The organism is Variovorax sp. TLI9-5A (genome assembly GCF_056867935.1).
In genome coordinates, this window is the sequence record NZ_CP200310.1 from 3,021,297 (window position 1) to 3,047,454 (window position 26,158).

Sequence of the window (26,158 nt, forward strand, 5' to 3'; positions counted from 1 at the left end):
TCGTCGCCATCGATGAGCCGAGCCTCGCCGCGCTGGGCAAATGGCCCTGGCCGCGCGAGACGCACGCGAAGCTGCTGGACCGGCTCGCCGATGCCGGCGCAAGGTCGGTGATGCTCGACCTGCTTCTGATGGAGCCCAGCGAAGACGCCGCGCAGGACGAGCGCCTCGCGCAGGCCATGGAGCAACTGCCGGTGTACCTGCCCCTGCAGGCCAACCGCGCGCCTAGCATTCCGCGCGTGGCGCCCGACGAGTTCCTCACGCCGCTGCCCATGTTCCAGAAGCGCGCAGCGGGCGTCGGCCATGCCGAGCTGGTACTCGATGCCGACGGCATCGCGCGTAGCCTCTTCATGCGGCTGGGGCCGCCGGACAACGCGCGGCCCTACATCGGCTTGCTCATGGCGGGGCGCGTGCCCCCGTCATCGCAGTCGCGGGGAATCACCGATGCCGCGGGCTGGCGCTATGCCGACCGCTTGCTCATTCCCTATGCGGGGCCGCGCGGCAGCTATCGCACCGTGCCCTACGTGAACGTGCTGCACGGCGAGCTGCCGCAGGAGTTCCTGCGTGACAGGATCGTCCTGGTGGGCAGCACCACGCCGGGGCTGGGCGACCAGGTCGTGGCGCCGCTGGCAGGGCATGCCCAGCTGCTGGCCGGTGTGGAAGTCCACGCCAACGCCATCGACCAGCTCATGCACCGCCGTTCCATTCGTGTGCCGGGCTGGCTGGAGAGCTATCTCTGGATCGGCCTTCCGCTGTGGTTGGCCGCGTGGCTCTTCTGGCGCTTCGAAGGCGCGGGTCTGACGCGGCTCGCCGGCGTGGCGCTGGGCACTGTCCTCGTCAGCCTGGCTGCGCTCTACTGGCTGCGCTGGTGGCTGGCGCCGGCAACGCCGGTCGTGGGGCTGCTGGCGCTCTACCTGATCTGGAACTGGGGCCGCCAGCGCAGCCAGCTGCGCTACCTGCAGCAGCGCGCCGAGCTGCTGCAGGCACTCCCGGCCGGCGCCTTCGAGCTGCCGCCCGCCGACTGGCGCCAGCCCCGGCACGCACTGCCTTCCAACCGTGTGCTCGACCGCGCGATCTCGCGCATGGTCGGGCTGCAAGTGCTCGCCGAATCCACCATCCAGGCGATGCCGGTCGGCGTGCTGCTGTGCGACGCGCAGGGGCTTGTGGTGGGCAGCAACGCTGCCGCCCGTGAGCTGCTGAGCGTGGCGAGTTGCCCCGAAGCCGCGGCGCGGCAGCTGCAACACCTGCCGGACCTGCTGCGCTCGATGCGGCCGCAGTCGAAGACGCTCGCGCAGACCGACGGTGCGCCCCCGGCGTGGATCGGGCAGGTCCACAGCGAGTACACGACGAAGGACGAGCGCCACTTCCAGCTGCTGATCGCGCCGGTGATTCCGGGGGCGGCGCCCGCTCCATCGGGCTACATCGTGGCACTGGCGGACCTGACCTCCGAGCGCCGCGTGCAGCAGCAGCGCGAGCTGTGGAATCGTTTCCTGTCGCACGACCTGCGCAACCCGCAGGCCAGCATCCTCGCGCTGATCGACCTGGAAGAACTCGATGCGGGCGCCTCGCCGCTTTCGTCGGCCATCCGGCGCGAGGCGTTGCGCACGCTGCAGCTGGCCGAGGAGTTCCTCGACGTCTCGCACGCCTGGACCGGCAGCTACAGGTTCGCGCCCGCGCACCTGGGCGCGCTGCTCTTCGACGTGCGTGATCAGGTCTGCGCATACGCGGCCCGCAAGCAGGTGGAGCTGGTGCTGAGGATGGCCGACGAGGACGAGGAGATCGAGCTCAACGTCGACGCGGCCCTGCTCACGCGCGCAGTCGTCAACCTGCTGAACAACGCGATCAGGCATAGCCCCTCGGGCTCCGTCGTGCAGCTGTGCCTTGGCGCCGACGAGCGGGAGGTCGCGATCGCGGTGATCGACGAGGGAACGGGGATGAGCGAGGCGGCCTTGCAGCAGTTGCTCTCTGGAATCAACGAAGCCTCGGTCGGCCAGCCTTCGGGCGAGCAGGGCGTTCGCTCCCACGGGCTGGGCTTCGAGTTCGTGCGCACGGTGGTTGCCCGCCATGGCGGCACGATCGACGGCACCGCGGCTCCCGAGGCCGGGAGCACCTTCTGGATGCTGCTGCCGCGCCAGGCCTGATTCAGGCTGCGGCCGCCTCGCTGCGGGACGCAGTAGTCGAAGCCGAAACGGCAGAGGGGCCGCGCCGCTGCACCGCGACGAGCTGATAGCCCTGCCCGTACACCGAGCGCAGCAGGAACCCGTGCTCCCCATGCAACCCGAGCTTGCGGCGCACGCTGGAGGCGCAGGCGTCCAGCGCCCGGTTGCCTTCGCGCCGGGTTGCCGTGCCCCACAGCGAGTTCCACAGCCATTCGCGCGCCAGCACCCGCCCCATGTTCTGGAAGGCCTGCAGCGCGAAGGCGAACTGGCGCGGCTGCAGGTGGATCTCGTCGTCCTTGAACTGCACCATGTGGCTGTCTTCGTGAAAGCGGTAGTCGCCCCACGCGCTGGCGCCGTGGGCGTGGCTGACGGGCGCCGGCACGCCGTCGCGGCGTGGCCGGGCGAGTGCGCACACCAGCCAGTCGAGCTCTGCGTCGGTCATGCGCGATACGTCCGCGCCGAGCATCGCGGCTGGCGCGGTGTCGTTGCCCTTGGGCGAAAGCAGCTCCCAGTGCCCGTCCGCGACTGTGAGCAGAACGGGCATGCCGAGCACCTTGCACACGGCGATGAGGCCGCTGCGCAATGCCTCGTCGTGCTGGCTCACCAGCAGCAACGCGAAGCGCTTCCCGTCGCCGAGCGCAACGAGCACCTCGTCCGCTTCGGCGAACGCCAGGCACTCATGCCCCATTTGCTGCAGTCTTTGGTGGAGCCTCGCTCCCTGTGGCCCCTGCGTGCAGAGGAGTGCCAGCGGCAGGGCGCCGGCTGTGTCGAAGCTCATGATCTATGGATGGATTCCCGTGAATGTGCCCGGCAAATGGGGCGGCATCTGGTAGATCGTTGTCGAAATGAAAGGACGGCAAAAGCCTGCCGTGAGATTTAGTGAACATTCAGTTCGATCGGCGACGCGAAGCGTGACTTTCTTGCGCCAACATCGGTTGCTTTGTGAATGAGTGTGCGGCGCCGGGAGGAATGTGCGCGCCTGAATCTGATGAAATCTCGCAATGCGCTTCGCCCACCCGGCCCTGCGTGGCAGCATCCGCATCCGATCAATATGACCGAGGGAGTGAGGGAGAAATGAAGTGGATCGTGACGGCGTTCCTGGCGCTGGTGTTCGGCGTGCTTTCGTTCAACGCGTTCATCGCCAACGACCTGAGCCGCCAGGCAAACGGCAACCGCATCATCGGCATGCTGGTCGACCTTTACGGCTGGCTCATGGCGAACATCGGCGCGGTGCCCTCGGGCATCCTGTTCGCGGCTTGCGCGGCGGGTATCGTGGTGCTGGCGTTCAGGGACGGCAGGAAGGAAGACTGAGCGAGACCGCGGCCGGCGCGATACGACCCGCCGCTCAGGTCTGGATGTAGCCGACGGGGCCGGCCGTAGCCGGCACCACCGGCTGCGGCTCGCCCAGCATTTCGCGCAATGTCGATTCGATGGTGCGCGACATCGCATCCAGCGCAAGGTCGTTGGGCTGCGTGCCGAAGGGCTCCTCGATCTCCGCACCCAGCGCCTCCAGCGCGAAGAAGGTGTAGGCGATGAAGGCGACCACCGCCGGCGTCATCGGGCCGATCGCATCCACCAGCCCGAAGGGCAGCAGCACGCAGTACAGGTAGATGGTGCGGTGGATGATGACGGAGTAGGTGAACGGAATGGGCGTGCCCGCGATGCGCTCGCAGCCGCCCAGTGCTTCGGTCAGGCGGCCCAGCGGGTGCTCCATGGCCTGTGCGAGGGTTGGGTCCAGCCGGCCTTGCTGGCGCTGGTCGCGCAGCCATTCGCCCACCATCAGCAGCAGGACGGCCGGCTTGAAGTGCGTGGTGCGCAGGCGCGCGCGGTCTTCCTCGGGCAGCAGCCGGGCGAGGTCGGCAGAGGGATCGGTGCCCCGCAGCTGATGGCGCAGCGCATGGACGAAGGCGATGAGCCGCATCGCGGGCGTCGTCGCCTCCGAGGGCGCATCCGTCAGCGTCAGCGCCTGCCGGACCAGCGTGCGCGTCTCGTTGAGCAGCGTGCCCCACAGCGTGCGCGCCTCCCAGTAGCGCGAATAGCTCGTGCTGTTGCGAAAGCCCAGGAAGATGGCCAGCGTCAGGCCGATGAGCGAGAAGGGCACGAAGTTGAGCGGCACCTTCCACTGGAAGAGCCTGCCATGCAGCACCGTCACCAGCACCGCGAAGGCAGTGGTCCACAGCAGCTGGGGGGCGATGTCCGACAGCACGGAGCCGCGCCATACGAAGAGCATGCGCAGCCAATGGGGGCGGGGTCGGACGATCATCGGCGGGGATTATCCCCGCGACGCCGCTGCAGGGACTACAGGACGAACCAGCCCACCGCCACATAGTGGCTCGTGGTCCCCGCCAGCACGAACAGATGCCATGCCCCGTGCGCATGTTTGAAGCCCGACCGGTTGCGATAGAACACCGTGCCCGTCGTGTAGAAGGCGCCGCCGACCAGCAGCCACACCAGTCCCGCCGTATCGAGCCGCGCGGCCAGCGGCACGGCGGCCAGCACCACCAGCCAGCCCAGTCCGATGTAGATCGGCAGCGACGGCTTCTTCGGCGCGCCGTTCTTCGCCGGAACCAGCTCGCGCCGGATGCCGAAGATCGCCGCGCCCCAGATAGTCGCCAGCAGCAGCAGGCCCAAGGGCCCCTGCATCGTGACCAGCGCGAAGGGCGTGTAGGTGCCGGCGATCAGCAGGAAGATGGCGCAGTGGTCCGCGCGCTCCCACATGCGCTTGAGGTGCCCGCGCGTGCTGTGGAAGAGGGTGGAGGCGGCATAGAGCGCCACCGCAGAAAGCGAGAACACCAGTGCGCCCGCGATGCGCGCGGCGTCGCCGGTGGGCACTGTCTTGATGAGCAGCAGCGCCATCGCGGGCAGAGCGAGCAGCAGGCCGAACAGGTGGCTGTATCCGTTGAGGCGTTCTCCGGGGTACATCGTGTTCGCCGCCTGCTTTCGCTCCCGGCCTCGCTCAGCGGCCCGTTTCCTTCAGGTAGGTCTTGCGTGCGGCGAAGGCGGTGTTCGCGAAGTCCGAGAACACGCCGTCGATGCCCGCGCGGAAGTACGCGAGGTACTCGGCCGTCGGGTCGCCCTTGTAGACGCCGGCCAGGTACTTCGCTTCGTTGCGGAAGGTGTAGCTGTGCACGAAGAGGCCGGCCTTGTGGGCATCAGCGATCAGGCTGGTGGGCTTGATGGTGTTCACGTCGGCCAGGCCCTTGCCCGCGACGAAGGGCACGATGGTGTGGGCCATGACCTGCGGCTTCCACGGGCCGATGCCGTCGGCGTAGGTCTTGACCTCCGCCAGGCCGGCGGGGGTGAGCATCTCGCCGAACCACTTCGGGTTGCCGGCCAGCGTCCAGCTGTAGGGGCGGCCGTCGACGAAGGTGTAGACGTCGTTGGTGACGTAGATCATCTCGCCGGTCTGGTAGTTGACGTCGTTGCCGTCCACCAGCTGCACCGCGCGCGCCTTCATGCCGGCCGAGCGCAGGTACTTCAGGCTCTCGGGCTCGAAGCTCTGCACGAAGATCGGCGCGTCCTTGCGGTTGAGGTCGTTGAAGTTCATGACCTTCAGCAGCGCGTCTTCCAGCGGATGGCTGCCCGCCGGGCCGCAGCCGTTGGCGATGGCCTGCGCGTTGTTCCAGATCGGGTTCTTGGTTTCCGGATACACGGTGAGCGTGCGGCCGGTGGAGGCGCTCTTGGCCTTGGCGATGTCGATCAGCTCCTGGAAGCTGATGATCGGCAGCTTGCCGTTGAGGTCGGTGGGGCGCTGGTCCTTGGCGTCGTAGGTGGTGCCGCGAATCCACTGGCGCAGCTCGTCCATCGTGAAGTCGGTGATGGACCAGTCGTTGGTGTGGTCCTCGCCGTCGACAATCAGCGACTTGAGCACCGACTTCGGATCGTTCGGGTCGGTCAGGTCGCTCAGGTACTGGGCCGGGCCGTTGGCCGCGATGGGCGGGTACTTCACATCGACCAGTACGCCGGGCACGGTGCGCTTGCGGCCCGCGACGGTGGTGTTGGTCTTGGCGACGTCGGCGATGTTGGTGTTGTCGCTCAGCCAGGGGTTGTGGCGCGCGACCAGCACGCAGTCCTTGGTGAGGTGCAGGTCGGTCTCGAGCGAGTCGGCGCCGGCGTCGGCGGCGGCCTCGTAGGCGGTCTTCGTTTCTTCCGGATACAGGCCCGGCAGGCCGCGGTGGCCGATGACCAGGGGCACGGAGCCGTCGAGGGTGCCCAGCGGCGAGGGAGCGGGCGGGGCCGGCGCGGGAGCCGGGGCGGGTGCCGGCGGGAGCACCGGGAAGGAGACGCCACGGCCACTACCGCCGCCGCATGCGGTCATCAGCAGGCTGCCGCCGACGACCGTGATTGCTGCGATGGTTGCGAGAACGGGACGGGGCGCAGGCGCGGGAACGCTCTTTTTCATATGTGGTTTTCAGGTGTTGTCGAAGAAGAAACGAAAGCCGCCGGATGCTAGGTTTGCCCCATGACGGGACGGTGACCAGCGGGCGCCCTCGAAACTCCCTCTGAAACAGCCTGAAAACCAGCGTCGGGTCAGTGCGGGATCAGGGCCGCGTGCCCACCAGAACGGGCTGGAAGAAGGCCCCGTCGACGCGCCGCACGTCCTTCAGCCCCGCCTCCTGCATGAGCTCGCACAGCCTCGTCGTCGAGATAGCGTAGTAGCGCGAGCGCATCACCCGCGTGCTCACCGCCCGCGTGGCGAGGTCTTCGGTGACGAAGAAGAAGCCGAGGTCGTAGTGCTCGCCCTTGCCGCCGTCGTCGAAGTCCCAGACCTGGAACAGCACGTGGCGCTTGCCGTCGTCCACGCGCGCGCCATAGTGCTTCACGAGGTTGCTGCCGCGCTCTTCCTGCGCGTAATCGCGCACGCTGACCACGCAGCCGCCGCCGGGGCGCAGGCAGGCCGTCATCTGGTCCAGGGCGGTCAGCAGGTCGGCGTCGGTCTGCAGGTGCGGCATCGAGTTGTCGCAGGAGATCACGATGTCGAAGCCGCCGCCGTGGTGCGTGTGCGCCACGCGCATGTCGCACACCGAGACGTTGATGTCGAGGCCGCGCTCACGGGCCTCGTTCCGCGCGCGCTCGACCTCGTTGGCCGACAGGTCCGAAGCCGTCACCGCATGGCCGAGCGCCGCGAGGCCGAGCGTCTGCGTGCCGATGCCGCACGACACGTCGAGCACCTTGCGGCTTGCATCGGCGGACGGCCATTCGGCCTCGATGAGCTGCGAGAGCTTTTCGCCCTGTACGCGGATGCTGTCGTTCCAGTCCGGATAGATCAGGTGATAGAGCGGGGCGAGTTCGTCGTAGAAGCGATCGGTCATGCGCCCATTGTGCGGGGCACTCGCCGGCTACCTCGGCACCTTGCCTGTGATGTCCGGTGCGCGGAGGAAATCGAAGTCCACGCCCTTGTCGGCCTGCGTCACGGTCTGCAGGAAGAGTTTCCTGTAGCCGCGCTCGGCGGTGGGTTCCGCCACCGGCGATTCCTTCGCGCGTCGTGCCAGCTCCTCGTCGGTCACCAGCAGCGAGATCTCCCGGTTCGCCACGCTGAGCCGGATGCGGTCTCCGCTGCGCACATAGGCGAGCGGTCCGCCGATGGCCGACTCAGGCGTCACATGCAGCACGATGGTGCCGAAGGCGGTGCCGCTCATGCGGCCGTCGGAGATGCGCACCATGTCCTTCACGCCGGTACGCGCGAGCTTGCGCGGGATCGGCAGATAGCCCGCCTCCGGCATGCCCGGCGCGCCCTTGGGGCCGATGTTCTTGAGCACCAGCACGTCGTGCGGCGCCACGTCGAGCTCGTCGCTGTCGATGCGTCGCGCCAGGTCCTCGGCGTTCTCGAAGACCACGGCACGGCCTTCGTGCTCCATCAGTTCAGGGTTGGCGGCCGACTGCTTGATGATCGCGCCGCCCGGCGCCAGGTTGCCCCACAACACCGCGATGCCGCCCTGCGGATAGATCGGCTGAGCTGCCGTTCGCACCACGTCCTGCGCGAAGCCGGGGCCGGCGCTCTCGATCTCCTCGCCCAGCGTGCGGCCCGTGACCGTGAGCGCGTCGAGGTGCAACAGCGGCTTGAGCTCACGCAGCAGCGTGGCCATGCCTCCGGCGGCATGGAAGTCTTCCATGTAGTGCTGGCCCGAGGGCTTCAGGTCGAGCAGTACCGGCGTCTCGCGGCCCATGCGGTCGAGCGCGTGCAGGTCGATGTCCAGGCCCATGCGCCCGGCGATGGCCGCGAGGTGCACGACGGCGTTGGTCGAGCCGCCGATGGCCAGCAGCACGCGCATCGCGTTCTCGAAGGCGGCGGGCGTCAGCACCTTGTCGATGGTGAGGCGCTCCCGCGCGATCCGCACCGCCTGCGCGCCGGTCTGCTCGGCGATGCGGATGCGGTCGGCCGTGACCGCCGGCGGCGTGGCCCCGCCCGGCACCGTCATCCCCAGAGCTTCGGCGATACAGGCCATGGTGCTGGCCGTGCCCATGACCGAGCAGGTGCCCACGCTCGCCACCAGCTGGTTGTTGACGTCGGCGGTTTCCTCCGCGTCGATCTCGCCCGCGCGGTATCGGGCCCAGTAGCGGCGGCAGTCGGTGCATGCGCCCACGCGCTCGCCGCGATGGCTGCCGGTGAGCATCGAGCCGGTGATGAGCTGGATCGCCGGCAGCCCGGCCGATGCCGCGCCCATGAGCTGCGCCGGCACTGTCTTGTCGCAGCCACCGATGAGCACCACCGCGTCCATGGGCTGCGCGCGCACCATCTCCTCGGTGTCCATGGCCATGAGGTTGCGCAGGTACATGCTGGTCGGCGCGGCGAAGCTCTCGTGCACCGAGATGGTCGGAAACTCCATCGGCAGCCCGCCCGCGAGCATCACTCCGCGCTTCACCGCCTCGATGAGCTGCGGCGCGTTGCCGTGGCAGGGGTTGTAGGCGCTGCCGGTGCTGGCGATGCCGATCACAGGCCGGTCGAGCGCGGCGTCGGTGTAGCCCGCGCCCTTGATGAAGGCCTTGCGCAGGAAGAGCGAGAAGCCGCGGTCGCCGTAGCTGGTGAGGCCCTTGCGCATGCCTGCGTTGGCGTTGCCGTCGTTGTCGTCTGGCTCGAACTTGGATTCGGACATGGGATGTGGGTCTTGTTGTGGGGGCGCGAGCTGCCGGAAGGTTCGGCTCGTGCCGGCATCGTAGGCGTGCGGGCCGCAGTCGGGCAAACCCGGTTACGAATAAGGTTTCAAATACTTACGATCCCCGCGCCGGACATGTTGCCCGGCACCCGCCCGCCGCATGGCTTCGATCTTGCATGTGGCCGGGCTGTTCTCAACCCGAGGGAGAGTCGATGAAAAGCTTGTTGTTGTGGTGCCGCGCCGGTGTTTTTCTTTGCATGGCGTTCGCGGGGGCGATGGCTGCCCATGCGCAGGTGCTGCAGTTCAAGTGGGGCCATGTCTATGAGCCCACGAGCATCTTCCACCAGCAGGCCGAGCTGGCGGCGCGCAAGATCGCCGAGCAGTCCGAGGGCAAGATCAAGATCGAAGTGGTGCCTTCCTCCAGGCTGGGACAGGAGGGCGACTTTCCGCTGATGCTGGCCAACGACTCGATGCAGATCGCCTACGTCGGGCAGGCCACGCTGGCCGAGGGCTATCCGCCGCTGAGCCTGGGGAGCTACCCCTTCGCCTTCAAGGATCTCGACCACATGCGCAAGTACCTGGCAAGTCCGCTGCTGGCCGAGCTGATGAAGGGCTACAACGAGAAGAGCGGCAACCGCATGGTCGCCTCCGTCTACTACGGCGCGCGCCAGGTCACCTCCGCCAAACCGCTGGCCAGGCCCGAGGACTTCCGCGACCTGCGCCTGTACGTGCCCGCCGCCGCGGCCTACCAGCTCTTCGCCACCGCGGTCGACGCCAAGCCGGTGACGCTGCCCTTCATGAGCCTGTACGGCTCGCTCAAGAAGAGCGAGGTGGAGGCGCAGGAAAACCCGCTGGACATCGTCAAGTCGAAGAAGCTCTACGAGGTGCAGAAGTACGTGCTGCTGACCGCGCATGTCTACGACACGCTGGGCATCGTCATCGGCAAGGCCGCGTGGGGCAGGCTGAGCCCGCAGCAGCAGGTGATGGTGGAGAAGGTGCTGGTGGAAACCGCGAAGTGGACCAACGTCGGCGTGATCGCCGGCGAGCTGGAAGACGAGAAATTCCTGCGCGACAAGGGCATGACCGTGTCGCCGGCCAACCGGCAGCTGTTCCTGGAGCGTGTCGTCAAGCGCTCGACGCCCGAGCAGCTGGGCGCGCGGCCGGGCGACTATGCGCGGCTGCAGGCGCTGGTGAACTAGGGCGTTGCCTCGAAGGCGCGCTGCAGCGCGATCGACAGCTCCGTCACCAATGCCTCGCGCTGCGGCGACGGGCGCCAGAAGTTGCGAGACGCGATGCCGGTGGTTTCCCATTCGGGATGGTTGCGCGCCGGTTGAGCGCCGCGCACCGCCGCGGCGGCGGCGCGCGTGGGCGCGTCTCCGTCCTCGGGCGATTCGGTTGCGATGCGCTGCGTGGCCGCATGGCCGCGCAGTTCCAGCGCCTGCGTGAGCTTCAGCTGCCACGCGGCCAGCGTGAACAGCACGCCGTCTTCCACGGTGAGCTCGTGCACGTCGCGCAGCTTGTTGGCAATCTTGCGCCCAAGCGGGCCCAGGCCTTGCGACACCGCGCCGCCGATGGCGCCACCCAGCGCCGCGCCCGCGCCGAGCGAGATGCCGGCCACCGCAAGGTCGGCCACCACGCCCACTGCTGCGCCAATGACGGCGCCCTTGCCCAGGCGCAGGCCGGCGTCCTTCATCGCCTCGGGGCTGAAGAAGTCCAGCGTCCAGCGGCCCTCGATGATCGGCAGCGGGGCCTCGTCGGCATCGCCCTGGCGAAAGCCGTAGAGCGCGAGCAGGTCGTCGGTGCAGCGCTGCGCCTTGTCGAACACGTCCTTCTGCAGCGCGGCGACGAGCGCCTTGCGGCGCGCTTCGTCGGTGAACTCGGTGGACGGCACCGTGCGGCGCACCGCTGCGGCATCGACCAGCAGGCTTGCGATGCGCGAGCACGCGGATTCGCGCCGGCGCGCGGCCTCGGCGGCCAGCGAATCGGCCACGCCGCGCAGCAGCTCGCGGCGATCGCGCAGCAGCGTGGCGAGGTCGTCGTACAGGTCCTGCTCGGCGCCGACGAAAGGAGCCGCCGCGTCGAAGCGCACCTGCACGTGCAGGCCGTAGGCGGAGAGCAGTTCCTTCCACGCCGGCTCACGGCTGGCGGTGTCGCGCACGAAGTTGAGCACCGGCAGCACCGGCCTCGCGCAGGAGTTGAGCAGCTCGATCTCGTCGCGGAACTTGGGCAGCACCGGCTCGCGCACGTCGATGACCAGGAAGGCGGCGTCGATGTCGAGCATGGTGCGCAGCACCTTGGCCTCCTGTTCGAACACGCCATGCGCTTCGGGTCCGCGCAGGAACTGGCGGATGCGCTCCGGCGGCGTCGCCTGCGCGTCGAAGCCGGCGGCAAGGTGCTCGCGCAGGGCGACGGCGTCTTCCAGTCCGGGCGTGTCGAAGAAGCGCACGGCGGCTTCGCCGTTCACGTCGAGATCGACCGATTCGACATGGCGCGTGGTGCCGGGGCGCTGCGACACCTCGCCGAAGCCGATGCGCCGCGTGAGCGTGCGCAGCAGCGAAGTCTTGCCCGCGTTGGTGTGGCCGACGACGGCGATGCGGATGGGCTGTTGTTGTTGCTGCTGCGTCATGGGGCGATGGCGCTTTCGGACAGGGCGGCGTCGAGGCGGTCGCTGGCGGTAACGCGCTCCAGGCCGGTGTCTCGAAGCCAGTCGAGCCAGCGCTGCGTGGCGTTGGCGTCCAGCGCATCGGCCAGCCAGAGGCGGCACTCGCCGCAATGCGCCAGCACCTCGCGCAGGAAGCGCTCGGTGCCGCGGTCGGGGCTGGAGGCGGCATGGCAGACCATCAGCACCGTGCGTGGATGGACCCGGGCCAGCTGGTCGAGCAGGGCGCGGCGCGCGGGGGCGCTGCCGTCGATGCGCAGTGCCTGTGCGGCAACTGCAGTGGGGAGTGCGGCCGGCGGCCAGGGCATGTCGGGTGGCAGCTCGAAGCCGAGGACGAAGAGGGCGTCGTGCAGTTCCGAAGCCGGCAGGCTCAAGGGCATGGCGCCGCGCAGGCGGCCCGGGTCGGCATCGACGATGGCGGCCGGCGCCATCGCGGCGAAGCGGGCCAGCAGCTTGCGGTAGTAGGGCTCGTGCCAGTCGGGCTGCAGCGCCTTGCGGCGGCTGCGCAGGATGCCCGCGCTCAGCAGCACCAGCGCAAGGCGCGGCAGCAGTCCGTAGACCACGATGCAGCCGGTGAGCCACAGCGCCCAGGTGCGCTGCCCGCCGGTGCTGGCGGCGCCAGGGGCGGCCATCACCGTGGCGGCATCGGGCACCGGAAAGCCCAGCTTCGCCGGCGCCCACCCGAGTGCCTGCACTGCGCGCACGAAGAATTCAGGCTCCAGGATCGTCGTCTCCCAGCTCAGCGTGTAGCTGCGGAACGCGAGCGCGAACAGCATCGCGGCCAGCACCACCGCGAACGACAGCGACCAGATGCCGTGACTCACGAGCCCGAACGACCAGGGCAGCAGCTTCGCACGCGAAAGCAGCCCGGTGGCCGCGCGCACCAGCACCGGCGCCTGTCCGCGCTTGCCGCCGGCCACGCGCGCGGTCAGCGACAGCCAGATCCAGCCCAGCGACGCGGTGTTGAACGAGCCGAGCGGCAACCACAGCCCGACGAGCCAGAGCAGCAGCGTCAGCGCATGCAGCCCCAGCAGGCTCGCGAGCGCGACGATCACGTTGATGTGGCGCTCGCCGCCGACCACGTTGCCCGCGAGCCCGAGGCCGGCCAAGACGATCAGCGCCGAAATGCCGATCAGCACCCACGGCGCCCACTGCCGCGCCCGCGCGAGTTCAGGCTGCAGGCCGATGCGCTCGCCGAGCAGCAGCGCGCGCTCGGTGACCTGGCGATGGGAATCGGCTGTGCGGGAGGCCGCGGTGCGCAGGGCCTGTGCGTCGTCGAGCGGAGCGTTCTGCTCGGTCCATCGGATCGCCTCGGTGATCACCGCGTCCGTAAAGGCGGGTTCGCGCAGCGCGGTGTTGGTCAACAGGGTCCCTTCGCAGCCAGTCTGTATCTGTATGAGTCATCGAGGCCCGGCACAGGGCAAGGCCGCGCAAATTATGCCCGGCACGTTCCGGCCGGCCACGACGAAGAACGGGGCCGCGAGCGGCCCCGTTTCATGGGATGTGCAAGGGTTGGGATCAGCGAAGGCCGAAGAACGAAAGCACGGCAACGACCACCACGACCAGACCGACGATGTAGATGATGGAATTCACGCGAGGACTCCTCTGTGTTGAAGATGAATCCAGCATCGCGCGGGCATCGCGGCCCGGGTGTCGGCAGGGGGCGGCGCGTGCTGTAGGTGCGTGCGAAGCGCAGGGCAGGAAGAGGGCTGTCAGCGTTTACGAGGGGCGCCGAGCGCGCGCTCCAGCAGCCACAGCATCGCGGCGCGGGTTTCCTCGGCGTCCGCGCCCGCGTCGATGGCCAGCGCAGCGCGGTCGAAGGCGGCCGAGAGCAAGGGGGTGAGGGCGTCGAGCGAGGCTTCGTCCTTGCCCACACCGGCGCGCTCCAGGCCCTGGCGCAACGAAGCGGCCGAGGTGGTGTCGTCCAGCGCCATGATTTCTTCCATGCCGAGCACGGCGGGCCCGTCGATCAGCAGCAGCCGCGTGCGGCCCGGCGCCGTCATCGCGTTCAGGTAGGCCTTGCTGCCCTCCAGCAGCGCCTCGCGCGGGGAGAGCTGCTCGGGCGCGGCGGCCTCGATGTCGGCCGCGACGGCCTGGCTTTCGCGCTGCAGCACCTGGCGGAACAGGTCGCGCTTGTCGACGAAGTGGTGGTACAGCGCGCCGCGCGTGATGCCGGCGGCCACCGCGATCTCGGGCGTGGAGGTGTCGCCGTAGCCCTTGCCGACGAAGAGGGCGCGCGCCGCGTCCAGCAGCGCGAGGCGGGTCGTTTCGGTGCGTTCGCGGTTGCTTCTGACCGTTGCCGATGTGGTTTTGCTCATTTACATGCAGCCTGTCTGTAAGTTATATTCAATTTACATGCAGTCTGTATGTTAAATGAAAGGAGCCACCATGAAAGTGACGAGCTACTACCCCGTTCTCATGACCAACGACGTTGCCGGAACGGCGGATTTCTACAAGACGCACTTCGGCTTCGCGCCGCTCTTCACGAGCGACTGGTATGTGCACCTGCAGCTGGCGGACGAGCCCTTGGTGAACCTCGCCGTGCTCGACGGCCGGCACGAAACCGTCCCGGCGGCCGCGCGCGGGCAGGTGGCGGGGGGCACGCTGCTGAACTTCGAAGTGGACGACCCCGACGCAGTGCACGACCGGCTGAAGGCCGCCGGCCTGCCGATCCTGCTGTCGCTGCGCGACGAGGCCTTCGGCCAGCGCCACTTCATCACGCGCGACCCGAACGGGGTGCTGATCGACATCATCAAGCCGATCCCGCCGTCGGGCGAGTTCGTTGCGCAGTACGAGGCCGGCGCCCTGCCGACCTGAAGAGGAAAGAGCCGATCAGGCGCGCAGCGCCTCGTCCTCTTCCAGGCTGTCGCCGAGGAAGCCGCCGCTCTGGTGCGCCCACAGCCGCGCGTAGAGCCCGCCCTGGGCCATCAGCGTGCGGTGGTCGCCTTCTTCCACCACGCGGCCTTCGTCGAGCACGATCAGCCGGTCCATCGCCGCGATGGTCGAGAGCCGGTGCGCGATCGCGATCACCGTCTTGCCTTCCATCAGCGTGTAGAGGCTTTGCTGGATGGCGGCCTCCACCTCGGAGTCGAGCGCGCTGGTGGCTTCGTCGAGCAGCAGGATCGGCGCGTCCTTCAGCATCACGCGCGCAATGGCCACGCGCTGGCGCTGGCCGCCCGAGAGCTTCACGCCGCGTTCGCCCACGTGCGCCTCGTAGCCGCGACGGCCGGTCGCGTCGCCCAGCGTCTGGATGAAGTCGTGCGCTTCCGCGCGCCGGGCTGCCGCCTCGATCTGCTCCTTGGTGGCATCGGGCCGGCCGTAGGCGACGTTGTCGGCCACAGAGCGGTGCATCAGCGAGGTGTCTTGCGTGACCATGCCGATGTGGCCGCGTAGCGAGTCCTGCGTGACGTGCGCGATGTCCTGTCCGTCGATGAGGATGCGGCCGCTTTCCAGGTCGTGGAAGCGCAGCAGCAGGTTCACCAGCGTCGACTTGCCCGCGCCCGAGCGGCCGACCAGGCCGATCTTCTCGCCGGGCTTCACCGTCAGCGTCAGGTCGTCGATCACGCGGCGGCCCGCGTCGCCGTAGCGGAAGCTCGCGTGCTCGAAGCGCACCTCGCCGCGCGGCACTTCGAGCGCCCTGGCATCGGCCGCGTCGAGCACGGTGCGCGGGCGCGACAGCGTCTTCATGCCGTCCTGCACCGTGCCGATGTTCTCGAACAGGCTGGTCATCTCCCACATGATCCAGTGCGACATGCCCTGCAGCCGCAGCGCCATCGCGGTGGCCGCCGCCACGGCGCCGATGCCGACCGCACCGTGCGACCACAGCCACAGCGCCATGCCCGCCATGCCGGCCGTGAGGCCCATGCTCAGCGTGTGGTTGACGATCTCGAAGGCGCTCACCAGCCGCATCTGGCCGTAGCCCGTCTTCATGAACTCGCGCATCGCGTCGCGCGCGAAGCCGGCCTCGCGCTGCGTGTGCGAGAACAGCTTGACGGTCGCGATGTTGGTGTAGGCGTCGGTCACGCGGCCGGTCATCAGCGCACGGGCGTCGGCCTGCTCCTTGCCGACCTTGCCCAGGCGCGGCACGAAGTACACGAGCGAGCCTATGTACAGCGCCAGCCAGATCAGGAAGGGCCAGACCAGCTGCGCGTCGAGCAGGCCGACCAGGATGATCATCGTGGCCACGTACACGCCCATGGCCACCAGCACGTCGGCCAGCACGAAGATGGTGTCGCGCACCGCCAGCGCGGTCTGCATGACCTTGGCCGTGATGCGGCCGGCGAACTCGTCCTGGTAGAAGGCCATGCTCTGGCCCAGCATCAGCCGGTGGAAGTTCCAGCGCAGGCGCATCGGCAGGTTCACCGCGAGCGTCTGGTGCTTCACGATGGTCTGCAGCGCCACCACCACGATGCTGATGACGAGGAAGGCGGCCAGCCACATGAGCGTGCCGCCGCGCTCCTGCCACAGGCGCGAGGGCTCCTCCCCCGCGAGCCAGTCGACGATGCGCCCGAGGATCGCGAACAGCGCCGCCTCGAAGATCGACATGGCGGCGGTGAGCACCGCCATCACCGCGATCTTGCCGCGCACGCCGTGCGTGCAGGCCCAGAGGAAGGCGAAGAAGCCCTGCGGCGGCATCGGCGGCTCGGCGGCAGGGTAGGGGTGAAGGAGTTTTTCGAAGAATCGGAACAAGAGCGAGGTCTCCCGGAGAGCTCAGGACTTTAGCCGCGCATGCATGACCTTGCCCCGAAAAGGTGCGTTCTTCAGGAAGCGTTCAGCGTGCCGCGCGGCTTGCCCTGGCTCGCCGCCGGCGGGCCCAGCCGCTCGCCCAGGAAGTCGATGAAAGTACGCAGTTTGGGGGCCATGTACTGCCGGCTCGTGTAGACCGCGAAGAGCGTCACCGGCGTGGCCTCGAAGTCCGGCAGCAGCCGCAGCAGCCGTCCCTGCGCGATGTCGTCGTCGATCAGCCACGTGGGCATGTAGGCGATGCCCATGTCCGCGCGCACCGCGTGCAGCGTGAGCGTGGTGTCGTCCGAGCGCATGGCCGGCACCAGCCGCAGCGGAAACATCCGCCCGCCCGGGCCCTTGAGTGCGAGGTTGTCCAGGTTCACGTAGCTCGGCACGATGGCGCCCAGTTTCGCGAGGTCGGCCGGCACGGCGGGCACGCCGCCCATGCGCTCCAGGTAGGCGGGCGTGCCGGCGAGGAAGAAGGGCACCCGGCACAGCGGCCGGGCAATCAGCGCGGGCGAGGGCTCCTGCGTGGCGCGCAATGCGAGGTCGTAGCCATCGGCCGCGAGGTCGACCTTGCGGTTCTCCAGGTGCATGTCGACCAGCACTTCCGGGTACTTCTCGCGGTAGTCGGCCAGCACGCGGGCGAAGCGCGGCGTGGCGCACCACACGGGCGCGCTCACCTTGAGCTGGCCGCGCGGCGTGTCGCTGGTCTGGCCGATGGCTGCTTCGGCGGCGTCGAGCAGATCGAGCGCGCGGCGGCTCTGCTCGTACCAGGCCGTGCCGGCCTCGGTCAGGCTCAGGTGCCGGCTGGAGCGGTGCAGCAGGCGCGCGCCCAGCGACTTCTCCAGTTGCGCCACATGCTTGCTCGCCATAGGCGCCGACATGCCCAGCCGCTGCGCAGCCGCCACGAAGCTGCCCGCCTCCACGACTTCGCGGAACACCCGCAGGCTGGTCATCCGGTCCATATGAGCGTCCTTCTTGAAGATTTCCTGGGAGGAACTGATTCGATGCATCGTAGCCTGTCGATTTCCTCGGAGGAAATGTCTACAGTCGATCCAACGCTTTCATCGAGGAGCATCGACTTGACCCACGACACCAACACCGCCACCACTTCGCCGCGCCTGCCCACTTATTTCATCTCGCACGGCGGCGGCCCATGGCCCTGGATGAAGAAGGAAATGGGCCCGACCTACAACCAGCTCGAAGCCTCGCTGGCCGACATGCCCCGTCAGATCGGCCGCACGCCCAGCGCCATCCTCATGGTCTCGGCGCACTGGGAGGCGCCCGTCTTCACCGTGCAGGGCAACGCGAAGCCGCCGATGATCTACGACTACGGCGGCTTCCCCCCGCACACCTACGAGGTGCACTACGACTCACCGGGCTCGCCCGAACTGGCGCAGCGCGTGCAGTCGCTCATCGCCGCCGCCGGCCTGCCGGCGCAGATCGACCCCCAGCGCGGCTACGACCACGGCATGTTCTCGCCGATGGCCGCCATCTACCCCAAGGCCGACGTGCCGGTGGTGCAGCTGTCGCTGCGTCGCGGCCTCGACCCGGCGGAACACCTCGCGCTGGGCCGCGCCATCGCACCGCTGCGCGACGAGAACGTGCTGATCGTCGGCAGTGGGCTGAGCTATCACAACCTGCGCAACTTCGGCCCCCAGGCGCACGGCGTGTCGAAGGCTTTCGACGACTGGCTCGACGAGGCCGTGGTGAAGAGCACGGCCGGCGAGCGCAGCGCGCAGCTGCTGCAGTGGGATTCAGCCCCGGCGGCGCGGATGGCACATCCGCGCGAGGAGCATCTGATTCCGTTGATGGTGGCGGTCGGTGCCGCTGAAGGCGAAGCTGGCGAACGCGTGTATCACGAGGATGCGTTCATGGGTGGGCTGGTGGTGTCGAGCTTCCGGTTCGGGGCTTGAAGCGAGGCCTCAGCCGCGCCGGGTTCCGCCGGCGTCGACCAGCCCCACCCGCGTCTGCCTCCCCCACGTCCCGCGCCCCGTCAGGAACATCCACCACCCCCAGGCCGCACCCGTGTGCCGCAGGATCTGGAAGGTGAAGGGTTCGACCAGCGCGGCTGCAAAAGCCTGCGCGAAGTTGGCCTCGCTGCCTTGGCCGATCCAGCGCCGGTAGATGTACACAGACCACAGGTGGAAGACGAGGTCGAGCACGATCTTCGCGCCGATCACTCCGGCGACCGGCGCCAGCACGCCGAGGTTGCCGCGCACCAGGTACACCAGCAGCAGCCCGAAGGCCGCGAGGCCGTAGAGCGGCTGCAGCGTGTCGACGGCCTTCACCGGCAGCATCGCGACCCCTAGCCAGCCGTAGCGCCGGTCGCCGACCATGGCGCGGTACCAGAACTGGGTCTGCAGGAAGCCGCCGAACCAGCGGCGGCGCTGGCGCAAGAAGGCGCCGGTGCTGCTCGGCGCGTCGGTGTGCGCCTGGGCGTCGCCCAGCACGCGCACGGTCCATGGCAGGCCATTGGCCTGCGCGTGGCGGTGCAGGCGGTGGATGAGTTCGTAGTCTTCGACCAGGCAGTCGGTATCGAAGCCGCCCACGGCGCGCACCGCCTCGGTGCGGAAGCCCGCGAAGGCGCCCGAGATCAGCAGCAGGCCGTTGACGCGCATCCACGCATAGCGCGAGAGGAAGTTGCGGATGTATTCATAAGTCTGGAACCACTGGAAACAGCGGCCGGCCAGCGTGCGGCTGCACACGGGCGTGATGACGCCGGTGGCGGCGACGAGCTCAGGCTCTTCCGAGAAGGCCCGGCGCACGGCGCCGATGGCGCGGCTGTCGAGCAGTGTGTCGCCGTCGACCGTGAGCACGATGTCGGTGTCGATGCACAGGATGGCCGCGTTCAGCGCCACTGCCTTGCCGCCGTGCGGCAGCCGCAGCCATCGCAGCGACGGATGCAGCGTGCTGAGGGCGCTCAGTTCGCCCAGCTCGGGAGCGACGAGCCCGTAGCGCGTGGTGAGCAGCTCGGCCGTGCCGTCGCTCGAGCCGTCGTCCGCGATCACGATGCGGTCGGGCAGGTCGGTCTGGCCGAGCAGGGCGGCCAGCGTCACGGGCAGCACGGCGGCCTCGTTGTGCGAGGCGACGATCACGCCCAGGGTGTTGCGCCGGGCGGCTGCCGTTGGAGAAGGCGCCGGCCGCGGCCGCAGGATCGGCAGTGTCATCCACGCGACGAACAGCAGCAGCACCGTGTCGTAAAGCACATAGGCCACGCCCACCGACCAGGCCCCGACATCGACGGCCTTGAAGGCCATGGCGAAGAGCAGGGCCCACAGCACGAGCACGCCCCCGTGGATGAGCCAGCTGCGCAGCGGCGTGGCGGGTGGAGACAGGCGCGGCGACGCGGCCAGGAAGGCGCTTTGCAGAGGATCGTTCAAGGGAGGTTGTCCGGGCGGCTGTCGGTCGGTGATTCGCTGGTACGTAAAGACTCGGCCTGCGGTTTCGAAAAGCCCGGGGAATGCCGGGACAATCGCACGCGCTTCCGACTGAGTCGGCCCACGCCCGAAAATTCCCCGCATGCTCGCACAAACCCGCTACACCCGAACCGCCATCGCGCTGCACTGGCTGGTCGCGGTGCTCATGATCTTCAATATCGCCCTCATCCTGCTGGTCGAGCGTTATCCCGACGACTGGGTGCGCCCGGCCATCGACACCCACAAGTCCATCGGCATCACGGTGCTGGGGCTGGTCATCCTGCGCATCCTCTGGCGCGCCACGCACCGGCCGCCTGCCATGCCGGGCTCCTACGGGGCCTTCGAGCGATTCGCGGCGCACGTGGCGCACGGCGTGCTGTATCTGCTGATGATCCTGCTGCCGCTGTCGGGCTGGATGCACGACTCGGCCTGGAAGGACGCCGCCACGCATCCGATGCAGCTCTTCGGCCTGTTCGAGTGGCCGCGCATCGGCTGGATCATGGCCATCGAGCCGACGGTGAAGGAGACATGGCACACCGTGCTGGGCGGCGTGCACGCCTGGGCCGGCTATGTGCTGTATGCACTCTTCGGCCTGCATGTGCTGGCCGCGCTCAAGCACCAGTTCCTGGACGGCGAGCGCGAGCTGCAGAGGATGTGGCCATGAACGCCGAGTTCATCGCGCGCATCGACGCGCTCTCGACCCATCACGACGCGGTGCACGAAGGCGTGCGCGTGCGCTGGCGCCGCTTCGGTTCCGACACCAGCCGCCCGCCGCTGGTGCTGCTGCACGGCGGCCACGGCAGCTGGATGCACTGGCTGCGCAACGCCGAGGCGCTCTCGGCCGGCCGCACGCTGTGGCTGCCCGACATGCCGGGCTTCAACGAATCCGATGCGCCGCCGCGCGTGGCGCCGGGCGAAGACCCGCTGCAGCCGCTGCTGGCCGCGCTCGGCGGCACGCTCGACCAGCTCATCGGCGCGGGTACCGTCATCGACCTCGGCGGCTTCTCCTTCGGCGGTCTGACGGCCGCGCGCTTCGGCGCCGGGCGCGGCGCGGTCCGCCGGCTCGCGCTGATCGGCAGCGGCGGCCACGGCACGCTGCGGCGCATGACTGCGCAGATGATCAATTGGCGCGCCGCCCCCGACCGCGAGGCCGAGCGCGCCGCGCTGCTGCACAACCTGGCGGCGCTGATGCTGCACGATGCCTCGGCCATCGACGAGCTGGCTTTCGCCATCCACGACATCTCCTGCCACGGCACGCGCTTTCGCAGCAAGGAGGTGTCGCAGTCGGGCGGACTGCAGCAGGCGATCGGCACCATGAGCGTGCCGACGCTGCTGCTGTGGGGCGAGTTCGACGTCACGGCCGATCCGCGCCCGCTGGTGGCGCAGCTCGCCGCCGAAGGGCCGGCGCGCGAAGGCGTGGTGATCGACGGCGCCGGGCACTGGGCGCAGTACGAGCGCGCCGATGAGGTCAACGCACGGCTCGTGGAGTTCTTCCGCTGAGCCTGACTTACTGGGACTGCTTCACCAGCCCCAGCTTGCGGATGATGTCGCCCCACTGGTCGTAGGTCGCGCGCGTCAGGTCGGCCAGTTGCCGCGGGCTCGACGACTCGGCCTCGTAGGCGCCCTGGCGGAAGAAGTCGCGCGTGGCCGGCATCGCCAGCACCTGCGCCAGCGCGGCGTTGAGCTTCTCGACCACCGGCGCCGGCATGCGCGCCGGCCCGTAGAAGCCCAGCCAGCTCGGCATGTCGACACCGCTCACGCCCTGTTCGCCCATGGTGGGCACGTCGGGCAGCATCGGGCTGCGCTTCGGTGCGGCCACGGCCACGGCCAGCATGCGGACCTTGCCGGTGGCGGTGTTCTGGATGGCGTTGGGCGCCGCGTCGAAGTAGTACTGCACGCGGCCCGCGAGAAAGTCTTTTGCGGCATCGGCGCCGCCCTTGTACGGCACATGCACCACGTCCAGCCCGGCCTGCCGCGCGAAGGCTTCGCCGTAGATGTGCGAGGAGGTGCCGGTGCCGAAGGAGGCATAGCTCATCTTCCCCGGGTTGGCCTTGATGTACGCCACCAGCTCCTGCACCGTGCGCGCCGGCACGCTCGCGTGCACGGTCAGCACCAGCGGGCCGCGCGCGCCGAGCGATATCGGCGTCAGGTCCTTGAACGGGTCGTAGCGCACCTGCGCCAGCGTCTGCGGGTTCTGCGCCACCACGGAGGAGGGCGCGTACATGAAGGTGTAGCCGTCGGGCGCGGCGCGGATGACTTCCTCCGTCGCGAGGATGAAGCTCGCGCCCGGCCGGTTCTCCACGATCACCGGCGTCTGCAGCACCTCGCCGAGCTTGTTGGCGACGAAGCGCGCCTGCGCGTCCGAGGCGCCGCCGGCCGCCAGGCCCAGCACGATGCGGATGGTGCGGCCCTTGTCGGGAAAGGGCGCGGCGGCATGCGCAAGCAGTGGAGGCATGGCCGCGCCGAGCGCGAGCCAGGCGGCAACGCGGCGGCGGCGAAGAGAAGAAACAGGCCCGCGGCTCATTGCTTGACGAACCCCACCTGCTGCACCATCGCGCCCCAGCTGTCGTAGGTCGAGCGCGTGATGCTGGCGAATTCCGCCGGCGTGGTCGAGCCGGCCTCGTAGCCGCCGCTGCGGTAGAACTCGCGCACCTGCGGCATCGCCAGCACCTTCGCCAGCGCGGTGTTGAGCTTCTCGACCACCGGCGCCGGCATGCGCGCCGGGCCGTAGAAGCCCAGCCAGCTCGGCAGGTCGAGCCCGGCGTAGCCCTGCTCGGCGAAGGTGGGCACGTCGGGCAGCGCGGCGATGCGCGCATTGGCCGCCACCGCGAGGATCTTCACCTTGCCGGTGGAGGCGGTGATGATGGCCGAGGAGGCCGAGTCGAACATGTACTGCACGCGCCCGCCGATCAGGTCCTTCGCCGCATCGGAGCCGCCCTTGTACGGGATGTGCACCGCGTCGATGCCGGTCTTCTTCACGAAGGCCTCGCCGTAGATGTGCGAGGAGGTGCCCGCGCCGAACGAGGCGTAGCTCACCTTGCCCGGATGCGCCTTCACGTAGGCCACCAGTTCCTTCACGTTGTTGACCGGCACGCTGGTGCTCAGCGAGAGCACCAGCGGCCCGCGCCCGCCCATCGAGATGGCGGTGAAGTCCTTGAACGGGTCGTAGGGCACCTGCGCGAAGGTGTGCGGGTTCTGCGCCATGGTGGACGAGGGCGCGTACAGCAGCGTGTAGCCGTCGGGCTGGGCGCGCGACACCTCGTTGGCCGCCAGCATGGTGCTGGCGCCGGGCTTGTTGTCCACGATCACGCTGGTGTCGAGCACCTCGCCGAGCTTCTGCGCAACGATGCGCGCCTGCGCGTCGGTGCCGCCGCCGGGCGTGAAGCCCACGACGATGCGGATGGGCTTGCCGCGCGCCGGGAAGTCTTGCGCGAGTGCAAGTGGCGCGAGGCCCAGAAGGGCTGCGGCGCCGAGGGCCGAGCCGAAGGCACGGCGGGTGCCGTGGGGTTTCTTCATCGATGTCTCCGTTGGAATGCTTCTTCAATATTGATCTTGAAATCCATAAAAATCCATATTTACTAGGGAATACCCCAAAATGACGTGCATTGAGTTTGACAAAATGGAAAGTGAAATCAAAATACGACGAAACAAGCCAAGCCGAGAACGCATTCATGAAAACTGTCGTCCGTACCGACGAGCGCATCCTGTCCTCCGACATCTTCGACCGCGACAGCCGCGTCAAGCGGCCTGACCACGGCAGCTGGGCCGAGCCCGGCAAGAGCATCCCGGTCTATCACCGCTGCGGCGTGCTGGTGGTGGGCGGCGGCCCCTCGGGCACCGCCGCCGCTGCCGCCGCTGCCCGTGCGGGCGCCGACGTGGCGCTGCTGGAGCGCTACAACCACCTGGGCGGCCTCTCGACCGGCGGCCTGGTCATCTGGATCGACCGCATGACCGACTGGGAAGGCAAGCTGGTGATCCGCGGCTTCGCCGAAGAGCTGTTCGACCGCCTGCCGGCCGAGGCCATCGCCGGCCCGGCACGCGAGGACTGGGGCTCGCAGGACGCCGCCAAGGCCGCGCACTGGTCGCAGCGCACCGCCGCCTACCACGGCGTCGTCACCTGGTCGCCCACCATCGACCCCGAGCGGCTGAAACTGCTCTCGCAGGAGATCGTGCTGGAGCGCAAGGTCAAGCTCATCTACCACTCGTGGGCGGCCATTCCCATCGTGGAGGACGGCACCGTGAAGGGCGTGGTGTTCGAGAGCAAGGAAGGCCGCATGGCCATCATGGCCGACGTGGTGGTCGACGCCACCGGCGACGGCGACCTGTTCGCCCGCGCCGGCGCCGAGTACGTGAACGACATCGAGGAGGCCGACGTGCATCACTGCATGAACACCTCATGGCTCTTCGGCGGCGTGGACATGAACCGCTGGATCGAGTTCAAGGCCGGCCAGCCCGAGGCCTTCACCGCCTTCATGGCCGGCGGGCGCGAGCAGTGCGGCCTGTTCGAGCGGCCCTTCGTGTCGTGGCGCAACGACGTGGCGCTCTTCATGGGGCCGCGCCAGTCGGGCTACTCGGCGCTCGACGTGGACGACCTCACTGCCGTGGAGGTGCGCTCGCACCGCGCCATGGCCGCGCACCTGGACTACTTCCGCGCCCATGCGCCAGGCTTCGAGAACGCCTACCTGATGCTGAGCGCGCCGCAGATCGGCGTGCGCCACGCGCGGCGCCTGGTCGGCGTGGGCTCCGTGCTGCGCAGCCAGTGGCCCGACGGCGTGCCGCTGGCCGACGAGATCGGCGTGTCGCCTGCGGTCTCACCCAAGTTCCCGAACATCTCCATTCCCTACGGTGCGCTGGTGCCCAGGCAGCTCGACGGCCTGCTGGCCTGCGGGCGCCACATCTCCTGCGACCGCAACTCGCACGGCTTCATGCGGGAGATCCCGCAGTGCTGGATCACAGGCCAGGCGGCGGGCGTGGCGGCGGCGCTGGCCTCGCGCGGCGACATCGCTCCGCGCTTCGTCGACGTGGGCGCGCTGCAGTCCGCGCTGCTGGAGCAGGGCGTGTACCTGCGCGCCGGCGCCGGGCAGGGCGACAGCGCTGCGCTGGCCACGGCCGAGGCCGGTGCCTGATGCGCGTGCACGGCCATGAACCCGGCAACCCTCCGTCCGCGAGCCTCTACATTCGGGAGTCCCGATCCTGAGAGTCTTGCGAAGGGTTCCTCCATGTCCACCGAAAAGAACGACACCTCTTTCCCCCGGCCGATCTGCAACAGCAACAGGCCGACGCGCGCGGCGGCGAGCGCTCCGACACTGTGAGCGCGCTGGAGCGCGGCATCTCCGTGCTGCGCTGTTTCAGCGAAGACCGCCCGGTGCTCGGCCATGCCGACCTGGCGCGCATGACCGGCATTCCGCGCGCCACCGTCAACCGGCTGGTCGCCACGCTGCTCTCGCTGGGCATGCTCAAGCCCGCGCAGGCGGCGGACCGCTTCATGCTCGGGCCGGGCGTGGTGTCGCTGTCGCGCGTGTTCCTCGGCAGCCTCGACGTGCGCGCCGCCGCGCGGCCCAGCATGCAGGCGATGGCGGAAGAAGTCGGTGCCTCGGTCTACCTGGCCATTCGCGACGGCATGGAGATGGTGCTGATCGAAGCCTGCCGGCCGCGCTCGTCCATGCTCTCGGCGCGGCTCGACGTGGGTTCGCGCGCGCCGCTGGCCAATTCGGCGCTCGGCCGCTCCTACCTCTCGGCGCTGCCCGAGGCGCAGCGCAACCAGCTCATCGATTCGATGCGCCTCTTGCGCGGCCCCGAGTGGGACAGCATCGCGCCCGGCATGAACCGTGCCATCGGCGAGTCGAAGCGGCTGGGCTACTGCCTCTCGCTCGGCGAGTTCCACCGCGAGATCAACTCGGTGTCGGTGCCGCTCATCGGCCCCGACGGCGAGGTGATGGCGCTCAACGGCGGCGGCGCCGCCTTCGTCTTCACCGAGGAGCGGCTGCGCAACGAACTCGCGCCGCGCCTGCACGACATCGCGCTGAGCATCGCGCGCGACATCGGCGGCCATGTGCCGACGCCTGCACCCACACCCTCGCCGGGCTAGCGGCCCGGCCGGGG

23 protein-coding genes are annotated in these 26,158 nt (G+C 69.0%); 9 read left to right on the forward strand and 14 right to left on the reverse strand.

Translation table 11 applies throughout. The features are described 5' to 3' along the window. Window positions 1-8 precede the first annotated feature (8 nt). Window positions 9-2,138 carry a CHASE2 domain-containing protein gene (locus AC1VNX_RS14370; protein ID WP_483161952.1) on the forward strand — a complete coding sequence of 710 codons (2,130 nt, stop codon included), beginning with the start codon at window positions 9-11 and terminating at the stop codon, window positions 2,136-2,138. Between the two features lies 1 nt (window position 2,139). Here the strand turns inward: AC1VNX_RS14370 and AC1VNX_RS14375 are convergent, their stop codons facing one another. Then, window positions 2,140-2,844: a winged helix-turn-helix domain-containing protein gene (locus AC1VNX_RS14375; RefSeq protein ID WP_483157295.1), complete on the reverse strand. Its 705-nt coding sequence runs from the start codon at window positions 2,842-2,844 to the stop codon at window positions 2,140-2,142. 386 nt (window positions 2,845-3,230) lie between these two features. Between AC1VNX_RS14375 and AC1VNX_RS14380 the strand changes: the two genes are divergently transcribed. Further along, entirely contained in the window at window positions 3,231-3,467 is a 237-nt protein-coding gene (locus AC1VNX_RS14380; RefSeq protein ID WP_301511984.1) for a hypothetical protein, read from the forward strand. Window positions 3,468-3,501: 34 nt separating this feature from the next. Here the strand turns inward: AC1VNX_RS14380 and AC1VNX_RS14385 are convergent, their stop codons facing one another. The 5 genes from AC1VNX_RS14385 to AC1VNX_RS14405 form a co-directional block, all read right to left on the reverse strand. Continuing rightward, window positions 3,502-4,419: a bestrophin family protein gene (locus tag AC1VNX_RS14385; protein ID WP_483157296.1), complete on the reverse strand. Its 918-nt coding sequence runs from the start codon at window positions 4,417-4,419 to the stop codon at window positions 3,502-3,504. Window positions 4,420-4,454: 35 nt separating this feature from the next. After that, complete coding sequence (trhA, locus tag AC1VNX_RS14390) at window positions 4,455-5,078, reverse strand: PAQR family membrane homeostasis protein TrhA (RefSeq protein WP_483157297.1); 624 nt, start codon at window positions 5,076-5,078, stop codon at window positions 4,455-4,457. A gap of 34 nt (window positions 5,079-5,112) precedes the next feature. Then, entirely contained in the window at window positions 5,113-6,558 is a 1,446-nt protein-coding gene (locus tag AC1VNX_RS14395; protein WP_483157298.1) for a glycerophosphodiester phosphodiesterase family protein, read from the reverse strand. Between the two features lie 139 nt (window positions 6,559-6,697). Next, window positions 6,698-7,468: a class I SAM-dependent methyltransferase gene (locus tag AC1VNX_RS14400; RefSeq protein ID WP_483157299.1), complete on the reverse strand. Its 771-nt coding sequence runs from the start codon at window positions 7,466-7,468 to the stop codon at window positions 6,698-6,700. 27 nt (window positions 7,469-7,495) lie between these two features. After that, the gene (locus AC1VNX_RS14405) at window positions 7,496-9,250 is read right to left on the reverse strand and encodes an IlvD/Edd family dehydratase (protein WP_483157300.1); all 1,755 of its coding nucleotides are present in this window, start codon (window positions 9,248-9,250) and stop codon (window positions 7,496-7,498) included. A gap of 212 nt (window positions 9,251-9,462) precedes the next feature. On the opposite strand from AC1VNX_RS14405, the gene AC1VNX_RS14410 reads away from it, so the two are divergent. Next, window positions 9,463-10,449: a sialic acid TRAP transporter substrate-binding protein SiaP gene (locus AC1VNX_RS14410; protein ID WP_483157301.1), complete on the forward strand. Its 987-nt coding sequence runs from the start codon at window positions 9,463-9,465 to the stop codon at window positions 10,447-10,449. Here the strand turns inward: AC1VNX_RS14410 and AC1VNX_RS14415 are convergent. From AC1VNX_RS14415 to AC1VNX_RS14425, 3 genes are all read right to left on the reverse strand, one after another. Further along, window positions 10,446-11,876: a GTPase/DUF3482 domain-containing protein gene (locus AC1VNX_RS14415; RefSeq protein WP_483157302.1), complete on the reverse strand. Its 1,431-nt coding sequence runs from the start codon at window positions 11,874-11,876 to the stop codon at window positions 10,446-10,448. The genes AC1VNX_RS14410 and AC1VNX_RS14415 overlap by 4 nt on opposite strands. Then, window positions 11,873-13,273: a DUF2868 domain-containing protein gene (locus AC1VNX_RS14420; RefSeq protein WP_483157303.1), complete on the reverse strand. Its 1,401-nt coding sequence runs from the start codon at window positions 13,271-13,273 to the stop codon at window positions 11,873-11,875. The genes AC1VNX_RS14415 and AC1VNX_RS14420 overlap by 4 nt, the downstream gene beginning before the upstream one ends. 348 nt (window positions 13,274-13,621) lie before the next feature. Further along, entirely contained in the window at window positions 13,622-14,227 is a 606-nt protein-coding gene (locus AC1VNX_RS14425) for a TetR/AcrR family transcriptional regulator (protein WP_301512082.1), read from the reverse strand. Between the two features lie 70 nt (window positions 14,228-14,297). Here AC1VNX_RS14425 and AC1VNX_RS14430 point away from each other — a divergent pair, with 70 nt between their 5' ends. Then, window positions 14,298-14,726, forward strand: a complete 429-nt coding sequence (locus AC1VNX_RS14430; RefSeq protein ID WP_483157304.1) for a VOC family protein — start codon at window positions 14,298-14,300, stop codon at window positions 14,724-14,726. Between the two features lie 15 nt (window positions 14,727-14,741). On the opposite strand, the gene AC1VNX_RS14435 is transcribed toward AC1VNX_RS14430, so the two are convergent. Next, the gene (locus AC1VNX_RS14435) at window positions 14,742-16,598 is read right to left on the reverse strand and encodes an ABC transporter ATP-binding protein (RefSeq protein ID WP_483157305.1); all 1,857 of its coding nucleotides are present in this window, start codon (window positions 16,596-16,598) and stop codon (window positions 14,742-14,744) included. 71 nt (window positions 16,599-16,669) lie between these two features. After that, the gene (locus AC1VNX_RS14440; protein ID WP_483157306.1) at window positions 16,670-17,602 is read right to left on the reverse strand and encodes a LysR family transcriptional regulator; all 933 of its coding nucleotides are present in this window, start codon (window positions 17,600-17,602) and stop codon (window positions 16,670-16,672) included. A 201-nt stretch (window positions 17,603-17,803) separates the two neighbouring features. Between AC1VNX_RS14440 and AC1VNX_RS14445 the strand changes: the two genes are divergently transcribed. Further along, window positions 17,804-18,553: a DODA-type extradiol aromatic ring-opening family dioxygenase gene (locus AC1VNX_RS14445; protein WP_483161953.1), complete on the forward strand. Its 750-nt coding sequence runs from the start codon at window positions 17,804-17,806 to the stop codon at window positions 18,551-18,553. Between the two features lie 9 nt (window positions 18,554-18,562). Here the strand turns inward: AC1VNX_RS14445 and AC1VNX_RS14450 are convergent, their stop codons facing one another. Further along, the gene (locus tag AC1VNX_RS14450; RefSeq protein ID WP_483157307.1) at window positions 18,563-20,020 is read right to left on the reverse strand and encodes a glycosyltransferase family 2 protein; all 1,458 of its coding nucleotides are present in this window, start codon (window positions 20,018-20,020) and stop codon (window positions 18,563-18,565) included. A gap of 139 nt (window positions 20,021-20,159) precedes the next feature. Between AC1VNX_RS14450 and AC1VNX_RS14455 the strand changes: the two genes are divergently transcribed. Together AC1VNX_RS14455 and AC1VNX_RS14460 are read left to right on the forward strand one after the other, a co-directional pair. Next, entirely contained in the window at window positions 20,160-20,720 is a 561-nt protein-coding gene (locus tag AC1VNX_RS14455) for a cytochrome b (protein WP_483157308.1), read from the forward strand. Then, a complete protein-coding gene (locus tag AC1VNX_RS14460; RefSeq protein WP_483157309.1) occupies window positions 20,717-21,556 on the forward strand; it encodes an alpha/beta fold hydrolase in 840 nt (279 codons plus the stop codon). The genes AC1VNX_RS14455 and AC1VNX_RS14460 overlap by 4 nt, the downstream gene beginning before the upstream one ends. A 7-nt stretch (window positions 21,557-21,563) precedes the next feature. Here AC1VNX_RS14460 and AC1VNX_RS14465 read toward each other — a convergent pair whose 3' ends face one another. Both AC1VNX_RS14465 and AC1VNX_RS14470 read right to left on the reverse strand, forming a co-directional pair. Then, a complete protein-coding gene (locus AC1VNX_RS14465; RefSeq protein ID WP_483157310.1) occupies window positions 21,564-22,580 on the reverse strand; it encodes a Bug family tripartite tricarboxylate transporter substrate binding protein in 1,017 nt (338 codons plus the stop codon). Beyond that, complete coding sequence (locus AC1VNX_RS14470; RefSeq protein WP_483157311.1) at window positions 22,577-23,572, reverse strand: Bug family tripartite tricarboxylate transporter substrate binding protein; 996 nt, start codon at window positions 23,570-23,572, stop codon at window positions 22,577-22,579. Before AC1VNX_RS14470 ends, AC1VNX_RS14465 begins: the two co-directional genes overlap by 4 nt. A 155-nt stretch (window positions 23,573-23,727) precedes the next feature. Here AC1VNX_RS14470 and AC1VNX_RS14475 point away from each other — a divergent pair, with 155 nt between their 5' ends. Continuing rightward, complete coding sequence (locus tag AC1VNX_RS14475) at window positions 23,728-25,182, forward strand: FAD-dependent oxidoreductase (RefSeq protein WP_483157312.1); 1,455 nt, start codon at window positions 23,728-23,730, stop codon at window positions 25,180-25,182. 209 nt (window positions 25,183-25,391) lie between these two features. Then, window positions 25,392-26,144: an IclR family transcriptional regulator gene (locus AC1VNX_RS14480; RefSeq protein ID WP_483157313.1), complete on the forward strand. Its 753-nt coding sequence runs from the start codon at window positions 25,392-25,394 to the stop codon at window positions 26,142-26,144. The last annotated feature ends 14 nt before the right edge of the window (window positions 26,145-26,158 follow it).

Excerpts from the sequence above, each read along its gene's own strand:
- AC1VNX_RS14410 (WP_483157301.1), top strand. The coding sequence starts at position 9,463 with ATGAAAAGCTTGTTGTTGTGGTGCCGCGCCGGTGTTTTTCTTTGCATG.
- AC1VNX_RS14430 (WP_483157304.1), top strand. The coding sequence starts at position 14,298 with ATGAAAGTGACGAGCTACTACCCCGTTCTCATGACCAACGACGTTGCC.
- AC1VNX_RS14440 (WP_483157306.1), bottom strand. The coding sequence starts at position 17,602 with ATGGACCGGATGACCAGCCTGCGGGTGTTCCGCGAAGTCGTGGAGGCG.
- trhA (WP_483157297.1), bottom strand. The coding sequence starts at position 5,078 with ATGTACCCCGGAGAACGCCTCAACGGATACAGCCACCTGTTCGGCCTG.
- AC1VNX_RS14395 (WP_483157298.1), bottom strand. The coding sequence starts at position 6,558 with ATGAAAAAGAGCGTTCCCGCGCCTGCGCCCCGTCCCGTTCTCGCAACC.
- AC1VNX_RS14475 (WP_483157312.1), top strand. The coding sequence starts at position 23,728 with ATGAAAACTGTCGTCCGTACCGACGAGCGCATCCTGTCCTCCGACATC.
- AC1VNX_RS14455 (WP_483157308.1), top strand. The coding sequence starts at position 20,160 with ATGCTCGCACAAACCCGCTACACCCGAACCGCCATCGCGCTGCACTGG.
- AC1VNX_RS14405 (WP_483157300.1), bottom strand. The coding sequence starts at position 9,250 with ATGTCCGAATCCAAGTTCGAGCCAGACGACAACGACGGCAACGCCAAC.
- AC1VNX_RS14445 (WP_483161953.1), top strand. The coding sequence starts at position 17,804 with ATGAAGAAGGAAATGGGCCCGACCTACAACCAGCTCGAAGCCTCGCTG.
- AC1VNX_RS14415 (WP_483157302.1), bottom strand. The coding sequence starts at position 11,876 with ATGACGCAGCAGCAACAACAACAGCCCATCCGCATCGCCGTCGTCGGC.
- AC1VNX_RS14425 (WP_301512082.1), bottom strand. The coding sequence starts at position 14,227 with ATGAGCAAAACCACATCGGCAACGGTCAGAAGCAACCGCGAACGCACC.
- AC1VNX_RS14400 (WP_483157299.1), bottom strand. The coding sequence starts at position 7,468 with ATGACCGATCGCTTCTACGACGAACTCGCCCCGCTCTATCACCTGATC.
- AC1VNX_RS14460 (WP_483157309.1), top strand. The coding sequence starts at position 20,717 with ATGAACGCCGAGTTCATCGCGCGCATCGACGCGCTCTCGACCCATCAC.
- AC1VNX_RS14470 (WP_483157311.1), bottom strand. The coding sequence starts at position 23,572 with ATGAAGAAACCCCACGGCACCCGCCGTGCCTTCGGCTCGGCCCTCGGC.
- AC1VNX_RS14380 (WP_301511984.1), top strand. The coding sequence starts at position 3,231 with ATGAAGTGGATCGTGACGGCGTTCCTGGCGCTGGTGTTCGGCGTGCTT.
- AC1VNX_RS14385 (WP_483157296.1), bottom strand. The coding sequence starts at position 4,419 with ATGATCGTCCGACCCCGCCCCCATTGGCTGCGCATGCTCTTCGTATGG.
- AC1VNX_RS14465 (WP_483157310.1), bottom strand. The coding sequence starts at position 22,580 with ATGAGCCGCGGGCCTGTTTCTTCTCTTCGCCGCCGCCGCGTTGCCGCC.
- AC1VNX_RS14375 (WP_483157295.1), bottom strand. The coding sequence starts at position 2,844 with ATGGGGCATGAGTGCCTGGCGTTCGCCGAAGCGGACGAGGTGCTCGTT.